The organism is Streptomyces sp. NPDC058955 (assembly GCF_042741435.1).
Lineage (GTDB): Bacteria > Actinomycetota > Actinomycetes > Streptomycetales > Streptomycetaceae > Streptomyces.
In genome coordinates this window covers 33,164-37,051 of the sequence record NZ_JBHYKM010000081.1, presented here as the reverse complement: position 1 = coordinate 37,051, position 3,888 = coordinate 33,164, and the positions used below count along the sequence as shown (strand labels likewise).

Here is a 3,888-nt window from a genome sequence, read left to right as displayed (position 1 = left end):
GCCTGAGCGGCCCCGTAGGGGGGGGGGGCGGGGGGGGGCTGGAGCGGGCGGGGGGGGGTTCCGCCGGGCCCCGCCGTTCCCCCCCGCGGCCAACCCCGCGCCCACGGAGGCGGCAGGGCGGGCACCCTGCTCGCATGATCGACGTCACGCGGCTCGACCTCGGGTCCTTCACCCGGCCCGCCGAGGAGTACGGCGGCCCCCACGCGCGCGTGGAACCCGCCCTCGCCTACCTCGTCCGCCACCCCGGCGGCACCCTCCTCTTCGACACCGGCATGGGCGAGGGCTCGCCGGAGACGGACGCCCACTACCGGATCGCGCGCCGGCCGCTCACCGTGCCGCCGGACGAGGTGGACCTGGTGGTCAACTGCCACCTCCACTTCGACCACATCGGCGGCAACCAGCGCTTCCCCGGCACCCCCGCCCTGGTCCAGCGCCGCGAGCTCGCCACCGCGCGGGCGGGCGCGTACACCATCGACGGCCTCCTCCCCGGCGTCGCCTGGACGGAGATCGACGGCGAGCACGAGATCGCCCCCGGGATCCGGATCGTGCCGACGCCCGGCCACGTCGACGGGCACCAGTCGCTCGTCCTCGACCACGGCGACCGGCTGACGGTCCTCGCGGGACAGGCGTACGACCGGGCGGACGGGTTCGGGACGCCGTACCGGCCCTGGCTCGGCCGGCTCGCCGGGCTCGCGGACGGGCGGCCGGTCCGTGTCCTGTTCGCCCATGACCACGACCTTTGGGAAGGTGTGCTGCCACCGCCCGGGTAGCCTGTGCGCCCGTGACCGAAACCCTGATCTGGACCGTCGTCGCGCTGATCCTCATCGGCGTCTACCTCAGCTGGACCGCCGGCCGGCTCGACCGGCTGCACACCCGCATCGACGCGGCCCGCGCCGCGCTCGACGCCCAGCTGCTGCGGCGGGCCTCGGTCGCGCAGGAACTGGCCACCTCCGGCGTGCTCGACCCGGCCGCCTCGATCGTCCTGTACGAGGCGGCGCACGCGGCCCGGCAGGCGGAGGAGGACCAGCGGGAGGTCGCCGAGAGCGCGCTGAGCCAGGCGCTGCGGGCCGTCTTCGGCGAGCCCGAGCAGGTGGAGCTCGTCCAGGAGGCGCCCGGCGGCGAGGAGGCCGCGGGCGAGCTGGCCGCCGCGGTCCGCCGGGTCCCCATGGCCCGCCGCTTCCACAACGACGCCGTCCGGGCCGCCCGCGCCCTGCGCCGCCACCGCAAGGTCCGCTGGTTCCGGCTCGCGGGCCACGCGCCCTTCCCCATGGCCTTCGAAATGGACGACGAACCGCCCGTGGCCCTGGCCGATCGCCCCTCCTGAGCCCCTGCGGCCTCGGATTCCCGCGAAAAGGATCCACAGCCTGCACATTGGCCCTTGCTGTGGACCGCTCGTGGACTGTTTCCTCGCTCTAGTCGTCAACGCCCCGTTGAACCCGTTGTCACGAGTGAGGTTTCCGTGTCCAGCTCCACCACTCCCCAGACCCCCGAGACCGGCACCGCCCGCGTGAAGCGCGGCATGGCCGAGCAGCTCAAGGGCGGCGTGATCATGGACGTGGTCAACGCCGAGCAGGCGAAGATCGCCGAGGACGCCGGCGCCGTCGCCGTCATGGCCCTGGAGCGGGTCCCCGCGGACATCCGCAAGGACGGCGGCGTGGCCCGCATGTCCGACCCGAACATGATCGAGGAGATCATCGGCGCGGTCTCCATCCCGGTGATGGCCAAGTCCCGCATCGGCCACTTCGTCGAGGCCCAGGTCCTCCAGTCCCTCGGCGTCGACTACATCGACGAGTCCGAGGTCCTCACCCCGGCCGACGAGATCAACCACTCCGACAAGTGGGCCTTCACGACCCCCTTCGTCTGTGGCGCCACCAACCTGGGCGAGGCCCTCCGCCGCATCGCCGAGGGCGCGGCCATGATCCGCTCCAAGGGCGAGGCCGGCACCGGCAACGTCGTCGAGGCCGTCCGCCACCTGCGCCAGATCAAGAACGAGATCGCCAAGCTGCGCGGCTTCGACAACAACGAGCTGTACGCCGCCGCCAAGGAGCTGCGCGCCCCGTACGAGCTCGTCAAGGAGGTCGCCGAGCTCGGCAAGCTCCCCGTCGTGCTGTTCTCCGCCGGTGGCGTCGCCACCCCCGCCGACGCCGCGCTGATGCGCCAGCTCGGCGCCGAGGGCGTCTTCGTCGGCTCCGGCATCTTCAAGTCGGGCGACCCGGCCAAGCGCGCCGCCGCCATCGTGAAGGCCACCACCTTCTACGACGACCCGAAGATCATCGCGGACGCCTCCCGCAACCTCGGCGAGGCCATGGTCGGCATCAACTGCGACACCCTCCCCGAGTCCGAGCGCTACGCCAACCGGGGCTGGTAACCACCATGAGCACCACCCCCGTGATCGGCGTCCTGGCCCTCCAGGGCGACGTCCGGGAGCACCTGATCGCCCTGGCCTCGGCGGACGCCGTGGCCAGGCCGGTCCGGCGCCCCGAAGAGCTCGCCGAGGTCGACGGCCTGGTCCTCCCCGGCGGCGAGTCCACCACCATCTCCAAGCTGGCCGTCCTCTTCGGCCTGATGGAGCCGGTCCGCGAGCGGATCGCCGCGGGCATGCCGGTCTACGGCACCTGCGCCGGCCTGATCATGCTCGCCGACAAGATCCTCGACCCGCGCTCGGGCCAGGAGACCTTCGGCGGCATCGACATGATCGTCCGCCGCAACGCCTTCGGGCGGCAGAACGAGTCCTTCGAGGCCGGGGTGGCCGTGACGGGCGTCGACTCGCCTGTCGAGGGCGTCTTCATCCGCGCCCCCTGGGTGGAGTCCGTCGGCGCCGAGGTCGAGGTGCTCGCCGAGCACGAGGGCCACATCGTGGCCGTCCGGCAGGGCAACGCGCTCGCCACCTCGTTCCACCCCGAACTGACCGGCGACCACCGCGTCCACGAGCTCTTCGTCGACATGGTGCGCGCCGAGCGGTGAGCGAGTCCCGGTAGGATCACTGGGGTTCGTTCAAGAAAATGGTTACGCGAAGGAGACAGGCAGATGTCCGGCCACTCTAAATGGGCTACGACGAAGCACAAGAAGGCCGTGATCGACGCCAAGCGCGGCAAGCTCTTCGCGAAGCTGATCAAGAACATCGAGGTCGCGGCCCGCACCGGCGGTGCCGACCCCGAGGGCAACCCGACCCTCTTCGACGCCATCCAGAAGGCGAAGAAGCAGTCGGTGCCCAACAAGAACATCGACTCCGCGGTCAAGCGCGGCGGCGGCCTGGAGGCCGGCGGCGTCGACTACGCCACGATCATGTACGAGGGCTACGGCCCGAACGGCGTCGCGGTGCTCATCGAGTGCCTCACCGACAACCGCAACCGCGCCGCCTCCGACGTGCGCGTCGCCATGACCCGCAACGGCGGCTCGATGGCCGACCCGGGCTCCGTCTCGTACCTGTTCAACCGCAAGGGCGTCGTCGTGCTCCCCAAGGGCGAGCGGTCCGAGGACGACGTCCTGGAGGTCGTGCTCGACGCCGGCGCCGAAGAGGTCAACGACCTCGGCGAGTCCTTCGAGGTCATCAGCGAGGCCACCGACCTGGTCGCGGTCCGCACCGCCCTCCAGGAGGCCGGCATCGACTACGACTCGGCCGAGTCCAGCTTCGTCCCGACCATGCAGGTCGAGCTCGACGAGGACGGCGCGCGCAAGATGTTCAAGCTGATCGACGCGCTGGAGGACAGCGACGACGTGCAGAACGTCTTCGCCAACTTCGACGTCAGCGACGAGGTCATGGAGAAGGTCGACGCCTGAGTCCGGCCTTCCGCGCAGCGGGGGGGGGGGGGGGGGCGGGGCCCCCCCCCCCCCCCCCCGGGGGGGGGGGGGGCGGGGCGGGCGACAGTAGGAAAGAAGAATGGAGAC

5 protein-coding genes are annotated in these 3,888 nt (G+C 71.8%); all 5 read left to right on the top strand.

Going from position 1 to position 3,888, the window contains the following annotated elements; all coding sequences use genetic code 11:
- Positions 1 to 134 precede the first annotated feature (134 nt).
- The 5 genes from ACFW1I_RS26360 (at position 135) to ACFW1I_RS26340 (ending at position 3,780) form a co-directional block, all read left to right on the top strand.
- Entirely contained in the window at positions 135 to 770 is a 636-nt protein-coding gene (locus ACFW1I_RS26360) for an MBL fold metallo-hydrolase (protein ID WP_384674456.1), read from the top strand.
- 11 nt (positions 771 to 781) lie between these two features.
- Complete coding sequence (locus ACFW1I_RS26355; RefSeq protein WP_031005516.1) at positions 782 to 1,324, top strand: hypothetical protein; 543 nt, start codon at positions 782 to 784, stop codon at positions 1,322 to 1,324.
- Between the two features lie 135 nt (positions 1,325 to 1,459).
- Positions 1,460 to 2,368 (top strand): pyridoxal 5'-phosphate synthase lyase subunit PdxS, encoded by a 909-nt coding sequence (pdxS, locus tag ACFW1I_RS26350; RefSeq protein WP_031005518.1) that lies wholly within the window; start codon positions 1,460 to 1,462, stop codon positions 2,366 to 2,368.
- Positions 2,369 to 2,373: 5 nt separating this feature from the next.
- Entirely contained in the window at positions 2,374 to 2,964 is a 591-nt protein-coding gene (gene pdxT, locus ACFW1I_RS26345) for a pyridoxal 5'-phosphate synthase glutaminase subunit PdxT (RefSeq protein ID WP_384674453.1), read from the top strand.
- 63 nt (positions 2,965 to 3,027) lie between these two features.
- Positions 3,028 to 3,780 (top strand): YebC/PmpR family DNA-binding transcriptional regulator, encoded by a 753-nt coding sequence (locus tag ACFW1I_RS26340; RefSeq protein WP_384674451.1) that lies wholly within the window; start codon positions 3,028 to 3,030, stop codon positions 3,778 to 3,780.
- Positions 3,781 to 3,888: the final 108 nt, after the last annotated feature.